This window comes from Phytobacter palmae, assembly GCF_039409775.1.
Classification (GTDB): Bacteria; Pseudomonadota; Gammaproteobacteria; order Enterobacterales; family Enterobacteriaceae; genus Phytobacter; species Phytobacter palmae.
Genome location: NZ_JBCIVJ010000009.1, coordinates 141,566 through 159,433, shown reverse-complemented (window position 1 = coordinate 159,433; position 17,868 = coordinate 141,566). Strand labels below are relative to the sequence as shown.

15 protein-coding genes are annotated in these 17,868 nt (G+C 55.1%); 12 read left to right on the top strand and 3 right to left on the bottom strand.

Features of this window, described 5'->3' with window-relative positions:
* Positions 1–158: 158 nt before the first annotated feature.
* Genes AAIG39_RS13160 through AAIG39_RS13150 form a run of 3 tightly spaced genes read left to right on the top strand, consistent with a single transcriptional unit; the run spans position 159 to position 2,719 of the window.
* Positions 159–929 carry an MBL fold metallo-hydrolase gene (locus tag AAIG39_RS13160; protein WP_343194058.1) on the top strand — a complete coding sequence of 257 codons (771 nt, stop codon included), beginning with the start codon at positions 159–161 and terminating at the stop codon, positions 927–929.
* Entirely contained in the window at positions 926–1,945 is a 1,020-nt protein-coding gene (locus tag AAIG39_RS13155; RefSeq protein ID WP_090084848.1) for a LacI family DNA-binding transcriptional regulator, read from the top strand. The genes AAIG39_RS13160 and AAIG39_RS13155 overlap by 4 nt, the downstream gene beginning before the upstream one ends.
* 9 nt (positions 1,946–1,954) lie before the next feature.
* Positions 1,955–2,719, top strand: a complete 765-nt coding sequence (locus AAIG39_RS13150) for an inositol monophosphatase family protein (RefSeq protein WP_343194057.1) — start codon at positions 1,955–1,957, stop codon at positions 2,717–2,719.
* Between the two features lie 321 nt (positions 2,720–3,040).
* Here AAIG39_RS13150 and AAIG39_RS13145 read toward each other — a convergent pair whose 3' ends face one another.
* A complete protein-coding gene (locus tag AAIG39_RS13145; protein WP_343194056.1) occupies positions 3,041–3,508 on the bottom strand; it encodes a hypothetical protein in 468 nt (155 codons plus the stop codon).
* Between the two features lie 218 nt (positions 3,509–3,726).
* On the opposite strand from AAIG39_RS13145, the gene AAIG39_RS13140 reads away from it, so the two are divergent.
* Positions 3,727–8,421, top strand: coding sequence for an ATP-dependent helicase (locus tag AAIG39_RS13140; protein ID WP_343194055.1), 4,695 nt, complete (start codon positions 3,727–3,729; stop codon positions 8,419–8,421).
* Between the two features lie 12 nt (positions 8,422–8,433).
* On the opposite strand, the gene AAIG39_RS13135 is transcribed toward AAIG39_RS13140, so the two are convergent.
* Positions 8,434–9,348 (bottom strand): LysR family transcriptional regulator, encoded by a 915-nt coding sequence (locus tag AAIG39_RS13135; protein WP_090084854.1) that lies wholly within the window; start codon positions 9,346–9,348, stop codon positions 8,434–8,436.
* Between the two features lie 115 nt (positions 9,349–9,463).
* Between AAIG39_RS13135 and AAIG39_RS13130 the strand changes: the two genes are divergently transcribed.
* From AAIG39_RS13130 to AAIG39_RS13120, 3 genes are all read left to right on the top strand, one after another.
* Positions 9,464–9,907, top strand: a complete 444-nt coding sequence (locus AAIG39_RS13130) for an ester cyclase (protein ID WP_343194054.1) — start codon at positions 9,464–9,466, stop codon at positions 9,905–9,907.
* Positions 9,908–10,025: 118 nt separating this feature from the next.
* A complete protein-coding gene (locus tag AAIG39_RS13125) occupies positions 10,026–10,832 on the top strand; it encodes a hypothetical protein (protein WP_343194053.1) in 807 nt (268 codons plus the stop codon).
* Positions 10,833–11,015: 183 nt separating this feature from the next.
* Positions 11,016–13,409 (top strand): phosphoketolase family protein, encoded by a 2,394-nt coding sequence (locus AAIG39_RS13120; RefSeq protein ID WP_343194052.1) that lies wholly within the window; start codon positions 11,016–11,018, stop codon positions 13,407–13,409.
* A gap of 29 nt (positions 13,410–13,438) precedes the next feature.
* Here the strand turns inward: AAIG39_RS13120 and AAIG39_RS13115 are convergent, their stop codons facing one another.
* Positions 13,439–13,765: a four-helix bundle copper-binding protein gene (locus AAIG39_RS13115; protein ID WP_090084861.1), complete on the bottom strand. Its 327-nt coding sequence runs from the start codon at positions 13,763–13,765 to the stop codon at positions 13,439–13,441.
* 510 nt (positions 13,766–14,275) lie between these two features.
* On the opposite strand from AAIG39_RS13115, the gene AAIG39_RS13110 reads away from it, so the two are divergent.
* The 5 genes from AAIG39_RS13110 (at position 14,276) to AAIG39_RS13090 (ending at position 17,850) form a co-directional block, all read left to right on the top strand.
* On the top strand, positions 14,276–14,449 hold the full coding sequence (locus AAIG39_RS13110) for a con-10 family general stress protein (RefSeq protein ID WP_064572407.1): 174 nt from the start codon (positions 14,276–14,278) through the stop codon (positions 14,447–14,449).
* Between the two features lie 1,144 nt (positions 14,450–15,593).
* Positions 15,594–15,776, top strand: coding sequence for a con-10 family general stress protein (locus AAIG39_RS13105; RefSeq protein WP_343194051.1), 183 nt, complete (start codon positions 15,594–15,596; stop codon positions 15,774–15,776).
* Between the two features lie 103 nt (positions 15,777–15,879).
* Complete coding sequence (locus tag AAIG39_RS13100; protein ID WP_090084863.1) at positions 15,880–16,377, top strand: YciE/YciF ferroxidase family protein; 498 nt, start codon at positions 15,880–15,882, stop codon at positions 16,375–16,377.
* A gap of 69 nt (positions 16,378–16,446) precedes the next feature.
* Positions 16,447–16,953, top strand: coding sequence for a ferritin-like domain-containing protein (locus AAIG39_RS13095; RefSeq protein ID WP_090084865.1), 507 nt, complete (start codon positions 16,447–16,449; stop codon positions 16,951–16,953).
* Positions 16,954–16,974: 21 nt separating this feature from the next.
* Positions 16,975–17,850 carry a manganese catalase family protein gene (locus tag AAIG39_RS13090; protein ID WP_039079290.1) on the top strand — a complete coding sequence of 292 codons (876 nt, stop codon included), beginning with the start codon at positions 16,975–16,977 and terminating at the stop codon, positions 17,848–17,850.
* Positions 17,851–17,868 lie beyond the last annotated feature (18 nt).

The following is a 17,868-nucleotide window of genomic DNA, read 5'->3' as shown; positions in this document are numbered from 1 at the left end:
TCAGGTCATTTTATTTGTCAGTCTGGCTCAGAACAGTGCTCAACACCGTCATGTAGCCTGTGTACGCTCCGGTTTTTTGCGCTGGTCTGAGGGCAAACTGATGGCAACAATTACCCCTGATGTCCTGGTTGTGCGTCAAAAATTTATGGTGAGGGAAAATGAAAATAGATGTTCCTGGCTGTGGTAGCGCCTTCTCCCGCGAACAAAATACCTCTGCGCTGCGGATTATTGATGATGCGAACCGGCAATGGTTGATTGACTGTGGCCCCACGATCCCCCGGGCACTGTGGCAGCGTGGCGGGGATATCAACGATATCGATGTTATCTATTTCACCCACGTCCACCCGGACCATTGTGTCGGGCTGACGGCCCTGCTGAACTACTGGAAAAGCTTCTCGCGCCAGAAACCGCTGATTATCTACAGTCAGCCGCAGCAGCGTCCGGTATTGATGCAGCTGGCGGCCCTGGCCAACTGGCCACAGACTACCCTGAGTTTTGATCTCGACTGGCGCGACATCACAGACGCATGGCACTGGCACGACTGGCAGATCCAGACAGCCGAAACTCAGCATGAACTGACCAATCGCGCCATTCGCATCACCATTGGCGGGCGCACCTTGTTTTACAGCGGCGATGGTCGCCCAACAGCGCAGTCCGTCGCGTTAATGGCCGGGGCGGACCTCGCTTTTCAGGAGTGCGCCTCACTGACTGCGCTCAGCGAGGATGCCTCTCACGGTGATTTCCCCTCCTGCCTGGCGCTTTTTCAACGACTGGCTATCCCGGCCTTCGGTCTCTACCATTGCTACGACGCGATTATTGATGACCTCAAGGCCGCCTGTCAGCCCTGGGATGGCCTGTTCGTCAGTCATGACGGTCTCCAGGTCACACTGGACAGGCCACAGCCTGCCTGTGAGGAACGCCCGGCATGAGTTCACTGCCTCGCAAACAGAGCGTGACCGCGCAGGATGTGGCCCTCCGGGCGGGCGTCTCGCGGGCGGTTGTCTCACGGGCGCTCAGCAATAATGGCAGTATCTCTCCTGATACCCGGGAGCGGGTTCTGCGCGCGGCAGAAGAGCTTGGCTATCAGGTCAATTTCCTCGCCCAGGGGCTAAATCGCCGTCGCAGTCATCTGATTGGGGTTATGGTCTCCCGCATCAGCGACCCATTTCGCAGTAGTTTGCTCGACGCGCTGCTTGGTGAGATCCAGCGTCGCGGTTTTCAGGCCCTGGTGAGTGAAATTCGCAGCGCTCAGGATCTGGCTCTCACGCTGCGCCGCTTTGCCCAGTTTCGAGTCTCCGGGGTCATCGTTACCTCAGGCCAACCGCCTGAATCGCTGGTCAATGAGTGCGTTTCGCAGCAGATCCCGGTAGTGGGTATCAACCGTCAGCCGGATATCCCGTTCGTCGATTATGTCTGTTCCGATAATGTCTGCGGCGCGACGCTCGCGGCCCGGCAACTGGTCGGCAACGGCTGTCGACGTTTCGGCTGGCTCAATACGTCCCACTCTACCTGGGCCGGACGGGTGCGCGGTGATGCTTTTTATCAGGCGCTTTCGATACTCGGCGTGGATGTCACGCGCGATTTGCAGGCGCTCATCGCGCCCACAGAGGGATATGACGGGGGATTTCAGGCCGCCGTCAGCGCCGATGAGGCTCTGGAGGGCATCTTCTGCGCCAATGCGCAGCTCGCCTGCGGTTTTCTTGACGGAATGCGCCAGCGCGGGAGACAGGCGCCGGAGGACTTTGAGCTTATTGGTTTTGACAATACGCCACAAACGGCGCAATACAGTTATCAACTGACCACCCTGCATCAGGATGTTGCGGAGATTTCCCGCCAGGCCTTAACCCGCCTGCTGGAACGGGCTGACGATCCGCTACAGCCTTCGCGAACGACATGGGTGGATGTGCAATTAATTCATCGGCGCACGTCGCCGTTTTCTCAATAAGAGCAGGCCATGACGCAAGAACAGCAGCAGTCATTATGTGCATTGATTCGCCATCTGGGTGCACAGGCGCAGACATTACGTAATGCCGGGTTACAGGTCGATAAAAAGGCCCGCCAGGATTTTGTCTCTCACGCCGATCTGTTTGTCGAAAAAGAGATAAAACACTGGCTGAACAGCCACTGCCCGCAGGATGGTTTCCTCGGAGAAGAGAGTGGCCTGCAGGCAGGCGAGCACGGGATCTGGGTGCTCGACCCTATCGACGGCACCACTAACTATATTCAGGGGATGGATTACTGGTGTATCTCGCTCGCTTATGTTCGCCAGGATGCGATTGAGCTGGCGATAATTTACGCCCCGGATCGTGATGAATTTTTCTTTGCCCGTCGTGGCAAAGGTGCCTTTCTTAACGATAAGCGTCTGATGCTGCGTGAGCCGGACCCGGAAACAGTAGTCATCGGTATGGGTCGCTCCAGCCGTGCGCCGGTCGAAGACTATACCCGGGCGATTGCCCGGGTTATCAACGCAGGCATGGAGTATCGCCGGTTTGGTGCCGGAGCGCTGATGCTCGCCCACGTGGCCACCGGGCAGGTGCATGCCTATTACGAAGAGCATATGAATAGCTGGGATGCGCTGGCGGGGATGTTGCTCATCGTTGAGGCTGGCGGTGTCAGTAATGCGTTTCTGGACGATGGCGGTCTGTTAAAGGGCAATCTGGTGCTGGCAGGATGTGTCGATGTACAGGCGCGCCTTTCCGCTCTGCTGGTTGGTCACTAACCTCGCCCAGCAAGGCACTCCCCCGCTGGCGCAGAGCGTGCAGCGAGGGGGTTGAGTCCCCGCTGAAAACGGTGAGACGCAGACCCGATGACAAGGGCAGGCCGCGGGGATGGTAAAGGGAAACGCGGTGTTCCCCTTTACCCGTTCACGTGCCCGGAGCTTCCATTTCGCCACGAACATACGGTGAACGAAACCCACCTCCCGAGCCGCATTTTCCCCTCACCCTGCCCCTCTTCCACAGGGAGAGAGGACTATTTCGTGCGGCCTGAACGTCTGGTCGCCCGGTTCAGGCGCCTGCACCGCCAGCCGGGTTCCGTATCGCTACACCGATGCCGCCAGACTGCAGATAACCGCCAGCATCAGGATACACAGCGCGATATAACCATACCGCCGCAGCTTGCGCCATCGCTGAAACTCGCGTTCATCTGCTTCCTCAATGAACCGTTCTGCTGCTTTCTCCAGGTCTTCCGACGCCGCCGACCTGCGCGCGAGAATATGTTTGTAATATTTGCGCATCACATAAATGGAGATTTGATACCAGATAAAGATGCCAGGCACCAGCGCACAAGCAGTGGTAACAAGACTGTGCGCGAATCCCCCTTTGCCCGGAAAAACGCGATCAAAAGCGACAGAAAGCCCTGTGACTAAAACCACATAGAGAACGCCACCCAGCCACATCTCAATATGGCTGTTTGCAAGCGATCGGGCTTGTTTATAATTTTTATGGCCAACGCTGGCAGGAAGCCCCGCCAGCTCAGGAATATCCTTATAACTCCAGTAGATCTTCATCTCACCCCTCATCCCGAATAAACGCCACTGAAAGGATATCCTTAATTCCTGTACGGATATATGAAATTATCTGCAAACCATCGCCTTCGTGGGGCATACCACATCATTGTTATTAATGGCAAAAAGCCTTCGGCTCAAACCCCGGCGTCTGCGTTACACTTATCCTTTACCCGTTATTACTATTCTGGTCGCGGCAGACATCACAGGGAGCAGGAAAGATGTCAAAGAAAACCGTTTTACCCTCCGTACTCACTGATATCTTTTCGCCAGCCACCCGCGACTGGTTTGCCCGTGCCTTCCGGCATCCCACGCCGGTACAGGCGCAGACATGGACGGCGACGAATGCCGGGGAGAATGTGCTGGCCATCGCCCCTACCGGTTCCGGCAAAACGCTGGCTGCCTTCCTTTATGCCCTCGACCAGCTTTTCCGCGAAGGTGATACCCCTTCTGCGGATGGCGACGAGCGGAAAAAAACCACGCGCATCCTCTATATATCGCCGATAAAAGCGCTGGGCACCGACATTCAGCGCAACCTGCAGATCCCGTTACAGGGCATCAGCGAACAGCGTAAAAAACACGGCGCGCCGGAGGTGGTCATCCGCGTGGCGATGCGTACCGGGGATACATCCACTCAGGAGCGGGCAACGCTTGTGCGTAATCCTCCTGATATCCTCATTACCACGCCGGAGTCGCTCTACCTGATGCTTACCTCCAGAGCGCGCGAAACGCTGCGCGGCGTCGAAACGGTTATCGTAGATGAAGTGCATGCGGTGGCAGGCAACAAACGTGGCGCACATCTGGCCCTTAGTCTGGAGCGGTTAGATGCCCTCCTCGCCCGGCCTGCCCAGCGGATCGGGCTGTCCGCGACGGTGCGTTCGCCCGGCGACGTTGCCCGGTTTCTGGGGGGCAGCCGCCCGGTTACCGTGGTCAATCCACCGGCCCTTCGCCACCCGGATATTCGTATTGTGGTGCCCGTTGCTAATCTTGATGACGTCCTCTCCAGCAGCGACGGTACCGGGGAAATCAGCCACGCTGGCAGAGAGGGCTCCATCTGGCCGCATATCGAAGCCGGTATTCTTGACCAGGTACTTAGCCATAAATCGACCATTGTGTTCACCAACTCACGCGGTCTTGCTGAAAAATTGACGGCCAGGCTCAATGAGCTCTATGCAGCGCGCATGACAGAGACTGGCGACATGCAAACCGACGCTGCGCACTATGTTTCTTCATCCGGGGCGACATCCAACCGGACGCAACCCGGCACGGTGTTTATCGCCCGTTCCCATCATGGTTCGGTATCAAAAGAGCAAAGGGCAGTCACTGAACAGGCGCTGAAATCGGGGGAGTTGCGCTGCGTGGTCGCCACATCAAGCCTTGAGCTGGGCATCGATATGGGGGCAGTTGATCTGGTGATTCAGGTTGCCTCACCTCTGTCTGTTGCCAGCGGCTTGCAGCGTATCGGCCGCGCCGGACACCAGGTAGGCGGTATATCAAAAGCCCTGTTCTATCCGCGTACCCGGCGCGAACTGATTGATTCCACGGTAGTGGTCGACTGTATGCTGACGGGTAAACTTGAGACCCTGACTCCACCGCGAAATCCCCTTGATGTGCTGGCCCAACAAACGGTTGCCGCCGTCTCCATGGATGCGCTGAATGTGGATGACTGGTATGCCACCGTTCAGCGCGCAGCCCCGTGGAAAGCGCTGCCGAGGGAGGTCTTTGACGCAACACTTGATATGCTGGCAGGACGCTATCCATCAGGGGATTTTTCCGTTTTCCGTCCACGGATTATCTGGCAACGGGAGAGCGGCCAGCTCACCGCGCGCCCCGGCGCGCAGCTGCTGGCGGTGACCAGCGGCGGCACCATCCCTGATCGGGGCATGTTCAGCGTTCTGCTCCCGGAAGGGGAAGAACAGACCGGTGCCCGGCGGGTGGGCGAGCTTGACGAAGAGATGGTCTACGAGTCCCGCGTCAATGACATCATCACGCTTGGGGCAACCTCCTGGCGTATCCAGCAAATCACCCACGACCAGGTGATTGTCACCCCGGCGCCAGGTCGCTCCGCCAGACTGCCGTTCTGGCGCGGCGAAGGGAGCGGGCGTCCGGCTGAACTTGGCGAACTGATTGGCGATTTTATGCATGCCCTTGCCGACAATGCGTTTCTTGCCTCACCTGACACGCTGGCTTTGCCTGGGGTGAGCCACGATGCAAACGCGCTCGCCAACCTCAAAGGACTCATCGAGGAGCAACGCAATGCCACGGGGATCATTCCGGGCAGCCGACATCTGGTGCTGGAGCGCTGTCGCGATGAAATGGGCGACTGGCGCATCATTCTGCACTCGCCCTATGGCCGCCGGGTGCATGAACCCTGGGCGCTGGCGGTCGCCGGACGTCTTCATGCGTTATGGGGGGCTGACGCCTCAATTGTCGCCAGTGATGACGGCATCGTCGCCAGGCTTCCGGATACGGAGGGCAAAATTCCGGACGCCGCCGTGTTTCTTTTCGAACCTGAAAAACTCAGCCGGCTTGTCCGGGATGCGGTCAGCAACTCTGCGCTTTTTGCCGCCCGTTTTCGCGAGTGCGCCGCGCGCGCATTGCTGATGCCGGGGCGCACGCCTGGCCGCCGCTCCCCCCTCTGGCAACAGCGTCTGCGGGCGGGTCAGTTACTGGAGATAGCGCGCGGATATGCGGATTTCCCTATCCTGCTCGAAACCGTCCGCGAGTGCCTGCAGGATGTTTACGATCTGCCCGCGCTGGACAGGCTGATGCGCCGCCTCAATACCGGGGAAGTTCAGATTTCCGGGGTCACGACTGCCACCCCGTCACCTTTCGCCGCCAGCCTGCTCTTCGGCTATGTGGCAGAATTTATGTATGAGTCCGATGCCCCGCTGGCCGAACGCCGGGCCTCGGTATTGTCTCTGGATAGCGAACTGCTGGGAAACTTGCTGGGCCAGGCCGATCCCGGAGAATTGCTCGATCCTGGCGTCATTCGCCAGATCGAGGAGGAGCTGCAGCGCCTTGCACCCGAGCGCAAAGCCCGCGGCAAAGAAGGTCTTTATGACCTGCTGCGCGAGCTGGGACCGATGACCCCGGACGACCTCGCCGCGCGCCACCGGGAGAGTCAGGAAGCGGTAAACGCCTGGCTGGATGAACTGCTGGCTGAACGGCGTGCCTTTTGGCTCACGACAGGCGAAAGCCAGCGCATCGCCTGCATGGATGATGCCGCACGGCTGCGGGATGCTCTGGGGGTGCGCTTACCTGCGGACCTGAGCGCTGTATATCTCAATCCGGTGGCGGCACCGCTCGCTGACCTGTTTGTGCGCTATGTTCAGACTCACACCCTCTTTACCGTCCAGCAGATAGCCCACGCGTTCGGCCTCGGTGTCGCGGTAGCGCAGGAGGCGCTGGAAAAATTGCGCGAACAGGGCAAAGTCATGCGCCTGCGCGCCGGACAACCCGCACAGGTCGCGCAGCCACATGCGCCCTCCTCCTCAGACTGGGTGGGCGAAGAGATTTTCCGCCGCCTGCGTATCCGCTCGCTCCAGGCGGCCCGCGAAGCGACACGTCCGGTGCCGGCGACGGCCTTTACCCGCCTGCTGCTGGAGCGCCAGGGACTGCTTGCCGGATCGGATGGCAGTCCGGCATTTCACACCGACCTGGCGGGCGGCGTGTTTGAAGGTATTGAGGGTGTCCTGCGCGTTATCGAACAACTGGCCGGGTTGGGTTTACCGGCCACGCTATGGGAAAGCCAGATTTTACCCGCGCGCGTGCGGGATTACGCCCCGGAGATGCTTGATGAACTGCTTTCCACCGGCGAAGTGATCTGGTCCGGGCAGAAAAAACTCGGCGACGATGACGGACTGGTCGCCCTGCATATCCAGGAGTATGCCGCTGAAACCCTTATCGTGCCGCAAGCAGACAGCGCGGCGCTTTCGCCGCTCCAGCAGGCGATCCTTGCGTTACTCGCTAACGGCGGAGCCTGGTTCGCGCACCAGCTAAGCGCGCTTATTGAATCGCGCCACGTCGCAGGCGACGAAACAGTGACGCTGACGGCGGACGCCCTGCATGAGGCCCTGTGGGGGCTGGTCTGGCAGGGGTATATCACCACAGATATCTGGTCACCTCTGCGCGCGCTATCCCGCGCCGGGAGCTCGTCTCGTCCCTCATCTCAACGTCGCGTCCGAAGCCGACGCGGGCACCCGACGCTGGCACCTCGCGCCACCCTGACGACACATATGTCATTGAGCACACCGACGCTTGCCGGGCGCTGGTCGCTGTTGCACGCTGAGAAGCTCAATGACACGCACTGGTTGCTTGCGCAGGCGGATAATATGCTCGACCGCTACGGGATCGTCAGCCGACGGGCGGTGATGATGGAGAACCTGCCGGGCGGCTTTCCGGCAATGCAGACTGTTTATCGCAACATGGAGGATGCCGGACGCATCCTGCGCGGACGTTTTGTGGAAGGTATGGGCGGCACGCAATTCGCCGAACGTCTGACCATCGACCGTCTGCGTGAACTGTCGACGGTACTACCTGAAAAAACCGTTTTCACCCCGGTCGCCCTCTCCGCCAGCGATCCGGCGAACCCCTTTGGTACGCAACTGCCATGGCCTGCTCACTCTTCCTCACTGGTTCCCACTCGCCGCAATGGCGCGTTACTGGTCATTGCCGGGGGCATACTGCGACTCTACCTTGCCCAGGGCGGAAAGAAGATGATTGTCTGGATGGACGATGACGAAGCAATCGCCGGGCAGGTTTTCCGGGCGCTGGCAGTTGCGCTGCGGCGGGAGCCGCGTCTGCACTTCACCCTGGAAGAGATTAATGACACTCCGGTGCGCCAGATGCCGCTCTTTAGCCTGCTGCGGGAAGTCGGTTTTTCAAGCTCACCGCGCGGGCTGGACTGGGGCTGACCTCCTCCAGCGTTACATCAGCTCACTGGCACAGGCGCAAATCAGCTTCCTTAGCCATTTTTGCGCACTGCCTCCGTCGGAACGGCGATGCCAGAGCAAATTGAACTCAATAGAGGGCAGTTCGACCGGCGGCGTAAGCATCACCACATCCTGACTCTGCTCGCTGGCAAACACGCTACGCCTGAGCACTGTCGCGACATAATTTGTCTGCTGAACAATCGAGGAGACGGCAACCATCACGGGTAACGTCAGGCGAATCTCCCGGCGTAACCCTCGGGCCCTGAGCCACTCATCCACGAGGCCATAATGATTTCCCTCAGGCGACACCAGGATATGTCCCATGCTGAGGTAGGTTTCGAGCGTCATGCCGTTGCGGGCCGCGTCGCTGTCACCACGCACCAGGGTAACAAACTCATCGCTGATAAGCGGCTGCGACAGGATTCGGCTCTCCGACTGTGTTGGCGCAATGCCGATAACCAGATCAACTTTACCGGCATCCAGCATCGACACCGCCTCATCGCGATCGACAAAAGTGTGGACATGGAGGGTTACCCCGGGCGCGTGCTGGCTGATAACGCGCATAATGCCCGGCAGCAACACCATGGTCGGGTACTCGGACATCCCCAGCGTAAAGGAGATTTTTTTCTCCTGTGGCGCGAAGGCATCATCCGGCGCCAGCAGGTTTGTCAGCTCCTGTAGCGCTTTCGTTACATGAAGCGCAATTTCCTTCGCCCTGGCGGTCGGCACCAGACCCGAAGCGCTGCGAATAAAGAGCGGGTCGGCAAAATGTGTTCGCAGGCGCGACAGCGCCGCGCTCATCGCAGGCTGGCTCACCGAGGCCCGAATGGCGGCACGGGTCACATTCTGTTCTTCCATCAAGGCATCAAAGGCCACCAGCAGATTCAGATCAAGCCCTCTAAAATCCATAAAACGAATATTCCTCTATATCTGTTATCTATTTTATTTATACCACCTGCCGATGGGATACTGACTACGTAGTGCAGATTATTCACAAAAAAGTATCCAGACCCGAGGTAAGACAATGTCAGACAATCCTGAAATCGCCCAGCGCCTTTTGGCAGAACGTAAAGCCGTCGAAACGCTCTACCAGGCTTTTAGCCTGCAACAGCCGGACTTAGTCAATGAGGCCGTTACCGCAGACTGGGCTGACATCCCATTAGCGCCCGGCCAGGAGCCAGGACCGGAAGGGCTCAAGCCAATCATTAATATGTTTGTCGCGGCGTTCCCGGATGTTCGCATCGTTATTCATGATTTAATTCAGGTGCCGGGGCACATTGCCGTGCGCGCCGAAATAACCGGTACTCATAAAGGCGCCTTTATGGGTATTGCCGCAACCGGTAAAGCGGTGAGTATTCGCCTGCATGAAATGCATCAGCTTAACGGTGAGCGTATTACGACCACCTGGCATATGGAAGACTGGCTCGGTTTGTTTATGCAATTAGGTCAGTTTCCGCCACAGCCGTGATGTTTTCTGCTTTTCGCATCCTTTCGCGGGACAAATGTCCGGAAAGGATGCGAATGTTGTTAAAGCATTCCGGTCAGCCTGCCGTTAATAAAATGAATGGACCTCCGGAGTGATACGCATGCTACGACCAACCCTGACAGGTAATGCCAGCTTTTCGTTATCCACCGCGACATCGGACAAGACGTCCCGAAACCGCGAGCAAAATTCAGCGGCGGCGCTGGCACCACAGACAACGGACAGCGCCGACAGTACTGTCTCATTAAGCCAGCAGGCGAAAGAGTACTACGCCCGCCTCCAGAACGACGCAGAGGCCATTAGTCGGCTGGATGAGTTCAGTGCCGCCTCTCGCAAAGCCGACGCGCGCGCCAGACTGGAAGCGATAAAACGAGAAATCGAACGTCTTAAAGCCCTGCTGATGCGTTTTGGCAACGCCTCTGCTTACGTCCTTAAACAGCTCAGGCAACTCTCAGCCCAGATGGGTCAGGCGGCATCCCAACTCGGGCAAAGCGACAGCACCAGCACCAGCACGGGTAACAGCACTACGGCCGCCTACAGCGCTATCCAGTCTCTGACAGAGAGCGACGCCGGGAGCAAAGCCGCGACGCCTGCCGGTGCGCAATCCTCCACCGGTGCCCCGGCAGAGGACGAATCAGCGAGCGATGGCAGCGAAACGGAGGATAGCGGCCACACCACGAAGGCGATTTATAGTGGTATCCGCGAACAGTTGCAGGAGCGCGATTCGCGTCATAAAGACGCGCAGCTGTTAAAAGATGTCGAGCGTGAGTTGCGCTCATTACTGTCGATGGTCAAAAGCAAAATGCGCGAGGATGACAAGGATGACCGCGACATGAAAAAAGATATCGAGGCGGTGCAACAGCAACTTGATATGAGCGCTCAGCAGATGACTTATCCGGGTATGCTCTGATTTCTGTCGTCAGCCTGAATCTATCTTTTCATTGCCACACCTTTCCTCTTTCTCATCCGCACGACGGTGCGGATGTTTCCCCCCTTTCGGCGTGATGCCGTCGCTAAAATCCCCCTGTCTATACTTGGCCTGTACTGCGTCTGAATCTGCGTGACACGCACAACCCCTTGTATGGAGAACTGCATGACCCGGATAAACACTTTTACTGATCATGACCTCACCCTGCTTGACCGCTACTGGCGAGCGGCCAATTATCTCTCCGTCGGGCAAATTTACCTGATGGATAACCCACTCCTGCGCGATCCTCTCAAACCAGAACATATTAAACCCCGCCTGCTGGGACACTGGGGAACCACGCCGGGTCTGAACTTTATTTATGCCCACCTGAACCGTGTTATTCGCCAGCGCGATCTCGATATGCTGTATGTGTGTGGCCCCGGACATGGCGGACCGGGGATGGTGGCCAATACCTGGCTTGAGGGCACCTATAGCGAAATCTACCCTGACGTCAGCGCGGATGGCGAAGGCATGAAAAAGCTGTTCCGCCAGTTTTCCTTCCCCGGCGGTATCCCCAGCCATGCGGCGCCTGAAACGCCCGGTTCTATTAACGAGGGGGGAGAGTTAGGGTATTCGCTGGCGCATGCTTTCGGCGCCGTGTTCGATAACCCAACGCTGATCGCCGCCTGCGTCATTGGAGACGGTGAAGCGGAAACCGGGCCGCTAGCCTCCAGTTGGCATGGTATCAAGTTCCTTAATGCCGCCCGGGATGGCGCGGTTCTGCCCATACTCCATCTCAACGGCTATAAAATTGCGAACCCGACACTTCTCGGTCGCGCCAGCGACGAAGACCTGCGCCAGTTATTCCGCGGCTATGGTTACGAGCCCCTGCTGGTCAGCGGGCATGAGCCAAAAATTATGCACCGCCAGATGGCGCAGGTGCTGGATAACGCGCTGGATACCATCCGTGATTACCAACAAGCGGCACGAAGCGGCAACGCCGCAGAGTCCGTACCACGCTGGCCGCTGATTATCCTTCGCAGCCCTAAAGGATGGACCGGGCCGCAAACGGTGGACGGAAAAAAAGTGGAGAATTTCTGGCGCGCGCATCAGGTTCCGGTTTCATCGTGCCGCGAAAATGAAGAACACCGACACATCCTCGAACACTGGATGCGCAGCTACCACCCGGACGATCTTTTCGATGAGCAGGGGTGCCTGCATGCAGAACTGCGGGCCCTCGCCCCGACGGGGGATAAACGGATGGGGGCTTCGCCATGGGCAAATGGCGGTCGATTGCGCAAAGAACTTATTACCCCTGAACTGAGCCCGTATGCCGTACAGGTCACTTCACCAGGCGATACCCAGGCGGAGTCCACCGCCGCGCTGGGCGGATGGCTTGCCGCCATTTTTCAGCGTAACCCGGATAATTTCCGCCTGTTCGGCCCGGATGAGACCGCATCAAATCGGCTAAGCCGTGTTTTTGATGTCACCAGCCGTACCTGGCAGGAGCCGCTTAAATCCTATGATGAGCAACTTGCGCCCGATGGCCGGGTCATGGAAATCCTCAGCGAACATCAGTGTCAGGGGTGGCTTGAGGGTTATCTGCTCACCGGGCGTCACGGCCTGTTCAATTGTTATGAAGCATTCATTCATATTGTCGACTCCATGTTCAATCAACATGCGAAATGGTTAAAAGTGTCTCGCCATCTCCCCTGGCGTGAGCCGATATCTTCCCTCAATTACCTGCTCTCGTCCCATGTCTGGCGACAGGACCATAACGGTTACAGTCATCAGGATCCGGGCTTTCTCGATCATGTCGCCAACAAGAAAGCTGAGATCGTGCGTATTTATCTGCCACCGGATGCCAACACATTGCTGTGTGTTGCCGAACACTGTCTGAAAACATGGGATCGCATTAATGTCATCGTGGCCGGAAAACAACCTGCGCCTCAGTGGCTGAATCTGCATGACGCGGCAAAACATTGTGCCGCCGGGATGGGCGTCTGGTACTGGGCCGGTACGGTATCGCAAGGCGAAGCGCCGGATGTGGTGATGGCCTGCGCGGGAGACGTGCCGACTATGGAAACGCTGGCCGCCGTTGACCTTCTGCGCAGCTATCTGCCGGATCTGCGCATACAGGTGGTCAACGTGGTGGACTTAATGGCGCTACAGACGCAGGACCAGCATCCGCACGGCCTGAGTGAAGAGGCATTCGATGCCATGTTTACGCGTGATAAACCCGTTATCTTTGCCTTCCACGGCTATCCGAGTCTGATTCACCGCCTCACTTATCTGCGTAATAATCATCAAAATTTCCATGTTCACGGTTTTATGGAAGAAGGTACTACCACCACGCCTTTCGATATGACGGTTCTTAATAACCTCGACCGTTTTCATCTCGCCCAGGAGGCGCTTTTACGCGTACCGTCATTACAGGGAAAAGTGGATGACATTCTGGAGGCGCTACAGCAGAAAATTGCCGCGCACCATCAATATGTTCGGGAATATGGCGAGGACCTTCCGGAGGTACAAAACTGGAAATGGCCTTCCCAACAAGGGGAAGGCACGGTTCCGGAATAATGCCGAACCGGGGTTTTCTCGCCCCGGAGTCAGGCGACCATTTGCAGGCAAGCTTGCGCGCAGGCCCGACAGGCCTGAGCGCATTGCTGGCAATGCGCATGCTGGTGTTTTCCGCACTCTTCGGCACAGGCTCTGCAGACATCCACGCAAACGCGGCAAAGCGGCATTATATAATCGCTCTCGAGGGTCATAAATTGGCCCACCAGGCGACACAGGGCAGAACACTGCATATCAAGCTTGATGCAGTTGCGCATCATCGCCAGATCGTCTTCGTTCAGACAGCTCGCGGCACAGTGCTCGCAGGCTATGGCACATTGATAACAGGCATCAATACAATCCTGATGTTCGGAATGCATATTCGTCTCCTCATGTTGATAAGTGTCTCATGTCATCTGACATTCACCCTCTCACGCAAAATCAACTTCTTATGTTCCGAAGTCACGCTCGACAACCACGTATTAAAAGAGTGGGCACGTCAAAACAGAAAATCTCCTGTCCACCCGGCATCGATTTAATACGCAGTTATTACTGAGCGTAGAATTTATTCCCTCAACATTTGTAAAGATTTGTATTTATCCAACTTTGAGCGCACAGAAAACCAGCAGCATCCGACAACAAATAACATCTGTCATCAATATCACCGGATTCGCTTTTACGCCAATTCCATTGATTCAATAACGTTTTATTTTTAATGCAAATCTTTATCGCCATAAACCCCGAAATATATTGACTCCCTTTACGACAAAATGTTTCCGCGCTACGCTTTGACGAATTTATAAGAACAGCTAGAGTTAATTCCTGAACGCGATTGATATGGTATTACTTGCCGTATCGATTATATCAAAAACCCATACGGGAGATTTAAAATGGCGGAACATAGAGGTGGTTCAGGTAATTTTGCAGAAGATCGTGAGAAAGCCTCAGAAGCAGGGAAAAAAGGTGGACAGCACAGTGGCGGGAATTTTAAAAATGACCCTGAACGTGCATCAGAAGCGGGTAAAAAAGGTGGCCAGAACAGCCACAGCGGCGACAAAAAATAATTGTTCGCTTTAGCTTCTGACAATTCAGCCCTGACTGATATTTAATAAGCGAGTCGGTAACGGCTCGTTTATTATTTTTCAGAAAGATACCAACAACTGTAAAGAGAATGTTAAACCATTTGTTAATCCAGAATCTCATACATGGACTACCTGCCATACATACCCTATATAAAGAGTGCCCCCCGAGCGCAGCACAATAGTAAGAAACAAGAGAGTTTTTCATGTCAGTAAAAGACACCCCGCAACAGGACGATTCAGACAGAGCAGATAACGCTACCGCTAATTCACCAGATCCCATCACCATTTATTACGATGACAGCGAAGATATACCGCTTCGCCTTGCCCCCTGGCAATTGAGACTGGTGCGATGTTTAGCAAAGCGGAAGTTACCGAATCAAGGAGAGTAAAGGCAACGGATATTGCGACCTCTTCACAACACACCCTCTTCTCACTCTATATATAACGGCGAGGTTTGTTCGCCAACTCATCTCACTATTTACTCGCGTTTATTCGGGGCAATGCCGTCACGTCACCGCTATCTTCTTTGTGAAGCACTGACAGGATAAGCCGCTCTGAACGCAACGCTGTACAGGGTTCGTATCTTAATAAGCATTATCAACATGCAGTTGGGCACCCTCAAACGGATTTGTTCCCTCTGCGCCTGTGGTTTCATGCCCTCTATAAATTATCGTACCTAATCAGAGCCTTTCTCTCTCTCCGGGAGTCCATAAACGTACCACCACTAAATGGGTATCTCCGTCATTTTTCTGCAATTTATTCCGGGAGCGGGCCGCTGAGATTAGTCTTAAAATCATTAAAATACGTTATCAATCGCAGACAAAAAACAGGCGAGAAATGTCAATTTATGTCAAGAAAAGCTGCCTGGATCCCAGGATTTGATAGATGGTAACGCAAGTTATTAATTCTTTTGCATGGAATTATGGCTTAACCCCCTTATTTAAAAAGATATATGCAAAATACCACTACCGAATAAAATAAAAGCACACGGTTAATTCTCAGGCAGAAATAACTTTCCCGCTTCGCTTTGACTAATTTCAGTCCTCGGCTAATTTTGAATACGAACACCGACGACATGAGATGCAAAAATGTCGTTTTATTTAAACAACGAAACTGGAGAAATAACATGGCTGAACATCGTGGCGGTTCTGGTAATTTCGCAGAAAATCGTGAAAAAGCATCCGAAGCAGGTCGTAAAGGTGGTCAAAATAGCGGCGGTAATTTTAAAAATGATCCGCAGCGCGCCTCCGAAGCAGGTAAAAAAGGCGGTCAACAAAGCCATGGCGGCGGCCGCAAATCGGGTAACTAACTTTTCACCGATTTTCAAAATTTAACATTTAATTTAATAGCAATACTGATAGCGAGTCGGCTACGGCTCGCTATTATTTTCGCCAACTTCGAGGGTAATATATATGCAGATCAATTCACTGACTGATTTCTTTATCCATAGTCTGTCTGATATTTACAATGCAGAAAAGCAGCTCACTCGTGCATTATCGAAACTTGCCCGCGAATCATCTAATCCTGAACTTACTGATGCGTTTAAAAAGCATTATGAAGAAACGCAGGGGCAAATTGAGCGTCTCGATCAGCTCGTTGAAGCGGAGCCGAATATCAAGCTCAAACGTATGAAGTGCCATGCGATGGAAGGGCTTATTGATGAAGCAAATGAAGTTATCGAAGCCACAGAAAAAGGAAGTGTTCGTGACGCCGGGCTTATTGCCGCTGCGCAGAAAGTTGAACACTATGAAATTGCTTCTTACGGCACGCTCTGTACGCTGGCAAGTCAGTTAGGGCTTAAAAAAGCACATGACCTGCTTTCCGCGACACTTGAAGAAGAAAAAACCACAGACAACCTCCTGACGAAAATTGCAACCTCATCGATTAATAAGAAAGCCGAAGGCGAATAAACGCCCTCGTAACTTATTCGCTTAATTTCAATTACTGGTAAGTAAAAATGACGATGAAAGGAAAAGATCATGACCCCACAAGAGAATTATCACGACTGGTTGCGCGATGCCCACGCGATGGAAAAACAGGCCGAATCAATGCTCAGCGCCATGAGCAAGCGTATCGATAATTACCCGGACCTGCGTGCGCGAATTGAACAGCATCTGACTGAGACTCAGGGGCAAATCACCCTTCTTGAAGAGGTGCTCGATCGCAATGGCATTAACCGCTCCATCATGAAAGATGCCACCAGCAAAATGAGCGCCATGGGTCAGGCCGCAGGCGGTATGTTTGCCTCTGACGAGATCGTAAAAGGGGCGATTAGCAGCTACGTTTTCGAGCAGTTCGAAATCGCCTGTTATACCTCCTTAATCAGCGCGGCAAAAAAGGTCGGCGACACCGCAAGCGTGGCGACCTTTGAGCAAATTCTTGCTCAGGAAGAGGCAATGGCCGACTGGGCACTTAAGCATCTGCCGGATGTGACCGAACAATTTTTACTGCGTGATGCCGCCGATGGCGTCGAAGCGAAAAAATAACACGCCACATCAGGAGACATTATGTTTCGACACGTTAAACAGCTGCAATATACCGTTCGCGTCAGTGAACCTAATCCTGGCCTGGCCAACCTGTTACTGGAACAGTTCGGTGGACCGCAAGGCGAATTAGCCGCAGCCTGCCGTTATTTCACCCAGGGGCTGGGTGACGATGACGTCGGTCGCAAAGAGATGCTGATGGACATCGCGACTGAGGAGTTGAGCCACCTTGAAATCATCGGTTCCCTGGTGGGAATGCTCAATAAAGGCGCTAAAGGTGAGCTTGCAGAGGGCACGGAGAACGAAGCTGAGCTTTACCGTTCATTAACGCAGAATGGTAATGACAGCCATGTTACCTCCCTGCTCTACGGCGGCGGCCCGGCCTTAACAAACTCGGCGGGTTATCCCTGGACTGCGGCTTATATTGACACCATCGGCGAAGTGACGGCTGATCTGCGTTCCAATATCGCTGCCGAGGCTCGCGCCAAAATTATCTATGAGCGTCTGATTAACGTTACTGATGATCCGGGTGTAAAAGATGCGCTGAGTTTCTTAATGACCCGTGAAGCCGCGCATATGCTCTCCTTCGAGAAAGCGTTGTATTCGATTCGTAACAATTTCCCGCCGGGCAAATTGCCGCCTATCGAACAATACACCAACGTCTATTACAACATGTCCGAAGGGGATGACCCGCGTGGCAGCTGGAATAGCGATGAAAACTTTGAGTATGTTGCCGATCCGCAACCCGCCGTTGACGGGGGAGATGGTTTAGCGTCTGTCACCCTCAGCAAAGAACAGCAGGCGCTGGTTAAAGCCATGGCGAAACGTACTCAATCCGACCCTTCTGTCGACCCACTTACCGGAGCCGAGCTCGGAAATGGGGAACCACAACCCAAATAACATCTGCAGTCGCATGCC

What these genes read in the sequence shown, in the direction of transcription:
- AAIG39_RS13160 (WP_343194058.1), top strand. Translation starts at nt 159, where the DNA reads ATGAAAATAGATGTTCCTGGCTGTGGTAGCGCCTTCTCCCGCGAACAA.
- AAIG39_RS13155 (WP_090084848.1), top strand. Translation starts at nt 926, where the DNA reads ATGAGTTCACTGCCTCGCAAACAGAGCGTGACCGCGCAGGATGTGGCC.
- AAIG39_RS13150 (WP_343194057.1), top strand. Translation starts at nt 1,955, where the DNA reads ATGACGCAAGAACAGCAGCAGTCATTATGTGCATTGATTCGCCATCTG.
- AAIG39_RS13145 (WP_343194056.1), bottom strand. Translation starts at nt 3,508, where the DNA reads ATGAAGATCTACTGGAGTTATAAGGATATTCCTGAGCTGGCGGGGCTT.
- AAIG39_RS13140 (WP_343194055.1), top strand. Translation starts at nt 3,727, where the DNA reads ATGTCAAAGAAAACCGTTTTACCCTCCGTACTCACTGATATCTTTTCG.
- AAIG39_RS13135 (WP_090084854.1), bottom strand. Translation starts at nt 9,348, where the DNA reads ATGGATTTTAGAGGGCTTGATCTGAATCTGCTGGTGGCCTTTGATGCC.
- AAIG39_RS13130 (WP_343194054.1), top strand. Translation starts at nt 9,464, where the DNA reads ATGTCAGACAATCCTGAAATCGCCCAGCGCCTTTTGGCAGAACGTAAA.
- AAIG39_RS13125 (WP_343194053.1), top strand. Translation starts at nt 10,026, where the DNA reads ATGCTACGACCAACCCTGACAGGTAATGCCAGCTTTTCGTTATCCACC.
- AAIG39_RS13120 (WP_343194052.1), top strand. Translation starts at nt 11,016, where the DNA reads ATGACCCGGATAAACACTTTTACTGATCATGACCTCACCCTGCTTGAC.
- AAIG39_RS13115 (WP_090084861.1), bottom strand. Translation starts at nt 13,765, where the DNA reads ATGCATTCCGAACATCAGGATTGTATTGATGCCTGTTATCAATGTGCC.
- AAIG39_RS13110 (WP_064572407.1), top strand. Translation starts at nt 14,276, where the DNA reads ATGGCGGAACATAGAGGTGGTTCAGGTAATTTTGCAGAAGATCGTGAG.
- AAIG39_RS13105 (WP_343194051.1), top strand. Translation starts at nt 15,594, where the DNA reads ATGGCTGAACATCGTGGCGGTTCTGGTAATTTCGCAGAAAATCGTGAA.
- AAIG39_RS13100 (WP_090084863.1), top strand. Translation starts at nt 15,880, where the DNA reads ATGCAGATCAATTCACTGACTGATTTCTTTATCCATAGTCTGTCTGAT.
- AAIG39_RS13095 (WP_090084865.1), top strand. Translation starts at nt 16,447, where the DNA reads ATGACCCCACAAGAGAATTATCACGACTGGTTGCGCGATGCCCACGCG.
- AAIG39_RS13090 (WP_039079290.1), top strand. Translation starts at nt 16,975, where the DNA reads ATGTTTCGACACGTTAAACAGCTGCAATATACCGTTCGCGTCAGTGAA.